The following is a 2,443-nucleotide window of genomic DNA, read 5'->3' on the forward strand; positions in this document are numbered from 1 at the left end:
CCCCCGCAACCCGCCCGCAGACGCCTGAAGGACGCTCTCCACTCCATCTTTCCGATACCCGCTGTCCAGCACCATCCCGATCAGCAGCGCCAACGGCTCGTTCGTCAGCAACTCGTCAGCTTCGTCGATCTGGCTCAGGTGYAGTCCCACAGGTCAACGGTAGCCGACCGCTTCACGGCGGCAACCGCGACGCCGGTCAGATCGCGGGGACGGCTGCGAGCTCACCGTCGAGTCGTCGCCCCTGACGAYCCGCCGCTGTGATGGCCCATCCCACGCGACGGCAACCCGCCCCTCCCCAAGCAGCGGCGGAGGCCCCCGATCATGGTGAACGTCAACGATCTCGCGATCAGCAGCCCGCGCCCGGAGGTCAACTGCGCACGTGCAGCCCGAAACCCGTGCGGCCCGCGGGCTCCAGTCCCTTCTTCAGGTGCAGCGAGGGGATCTCGTAGTCACCGAAGTTCTGTGGTCGGAACGCGATCGGCTCGGTCGACTCCAGGGTGAGCAGGCGCTGCTCCCAGGCTTTGGCGACGTTCGGGTAGTCCTCGCCGGTCATCTGGTCGGTGCCGTACAGCACGAACGGCGGCAGTACCTCGATGCCCGGGTAGTAGAGGATGCCGTGGTGGATCGGGAACAGAAGATCGTCGATGGGGCCGTTGATCCCGCGCGCGGCGTAGTGCGCCTCGGGCCCGCCGGCGGTCACCGACAGCAGGGCCTTCCTTCCCGCGAGGGTGCCTTCGCCGAAGCGCTCGCCGTATTTGGTGTCGCTGTGCTCGCCGACGCCGTACGCGAAGTGGAAGGTGAACACCCGGTCCACCCAGCCTTTGAGGATCGCGGGCATCGTGTACCACCACAGCGGGAACTGGAAGATGATCGTGTCCGCCCACCACAGTTTCTCCTGCTCGGCGAGGACATCCGGAGTGAGYGTCCCGGCGTCGAAGGCCCGGCCCGAGTCCAGAGCGACCTTCAGCGGGCGTGAGGCGTCGGGACCGTAGTCCGCGGCGTCCACGACCGCCTTCCAGTTCATCGCGTACAGATCGCTCACCCGTACCTCGTGCCCGGCGGTCGCCAAGGTGGACACTGCGAGGTCCTTCAACGAGCCGTCGAGTGACTTCGGCTCCGGATGCGCGTAGACGATCAGCGTCTTCATGGGAACTCCTCGGATCGGGTGCCTCCGATCCTTGGTGCCGCGGCGTCCGGCGTTCAGGGGCGCCCATTCCAGCCGCCGAGTCGAGGGACTGCGCCGCGAAGAGGTCGCGCACCTGCCCGGAGTCAGCGTCGACTACTACGTACGCCTGGAGCAGGGCCGCGCGACCCAGCCCTCCGAGCAGGTCCTCGACGCGCTCGCCCGCGTCCTCGGCCTCGACGAGACCGAACGCGGGCACCTCTACCGACTCGCCCGGCAGCGCCGCCGGCGCGCCAAGGCGCCGGGCGGGCGGATCCGGCCGGAGCTGGCGCGCGTCCTCGACCTGGTCCCCGACACACCCGAACTGATCATGAACCACCAGCTGGACGTGCTCGCGGGGAATCGCCTCGCCGGGCTCCTCTACCGCCGGCCGATGCCCGGCCTGAACACCGCCCGGCACATCTTCCTTGAGGAGGCCGAGCGCGGCCTCTACGCGGACTGGGAGAACTGCACCCTCGACGTCGTCGGGCACCTGCGCCTGGCCGCCGGCAAGTACCCCGAGGACTCCCGCCTGGCCTCGCTCATCGGCGAGCTGGCGATGGGCAGTGAGCGCTTCCGCCGCCTCTGGGCGCGCGCGGACGTGCGCGCCCGCATGCATGGGCGCAAGGCGTACCGGCACCCGCTGGTGGGAACGCTGGAACTGCACCAGGAGAACGTCGCGCTACCGGACGAATCGGGCATGGAACTGCTGGTGCTGTCCGCGGTCCCTGGCTTCACCGCCGCCCGGCGTAAAGCCGGCACCACCGGTCGGGTGATCTGGTTCGGGCAGGTCAGCGCGCAGTCCATCACCGTCGACTTCTTCGACTGGATCGATGGGACCGTCGGCGCGCCGATCGAACAGTTCCACTACGCCGGGACGCCTGCCGAGGACGCCGCGGACCTGCGAACCCTGGTACGGCTCATCCGCCGGGGACACCTGCATCCCGAGATCGGCGTCGTCGAGCCCTGGACACGGACGCCGAATGTCATCGAGGACCTGCGGGCGCGGCGCATCCGACGAAACGCGGTCCTCACCGTCGCCTGACATCGCCCCAGCGCGCAACCCCGTCGCACCATCCCGTTCAAGGAGGCAGTGACCGTGTCCTGGTTTGTCGACGACGCCGACGTCGCCGCGATTGTTACGCTCTGTCGTTCCCGCGCGATCGGAGCGGGCGTCGACCCGCGGGTCCGCGCCGTCGCAACGGTCAGCGGCCCCTATCCAATGCCGACCTGGGAGACGCTGCCGCAGTTCGCCACCGACACGCTGACGATCCGCTGCGG

Annotated in this window: 1 protein-coding gene and 2 pseudogenes; 2 read left to right on the plus strand and 1 reads right to left on the minus strand. The window is 69.1% G+C overall.

Features of this window, described 5'->3' with window-relative positions; translation table 11 throughout:
• Positions 1-367: 367 nt before the first annotated feature.
• On the minus strand, positions 368-1,147 hold the full coding sequence (locus KBI5_RS24475) for an NAD(P)H-dependent oxidoreductase (RefSeq protein ID WP_035913253.1): 780 nt from the start codon (positions 1,145-1,147) through the stop codon (positions 368-370).
• A 73-nt stretch (positions 1,148-1,220) separates the two neighbouring features.
• Between KBI5_RS24475 and KBI5_RS28305 the strand changes: the two are divergent.
• Together KBI5_RS28305 and KBI5_RS24485 are read left to right on the plus strand one after the other, a co-directional pair.
• Positions 1,221-1,895 (plus strand): annotated as a pseudogene (locus KBI5_RS28305) (helix-turn-helix transcriptional regulator); the annotation flags it as partial.
• A 366-nt stretch (positions 1,896-2,261) separates the two neighbouring features.
• A pseudogene (locus KBI5_RS24485) lies at positions 2,262-2,443 on the plus strand (hypothetical protein); the annotation flags it as partial.

This window comes from Frankia sp. KB5 (assembly GCF_002099325.1).
GTDB lineage: Bacteria > Actinomycetota > Actinomycetes > Frankiales > Frankiaceae > Frankia > Frankia casuarinae.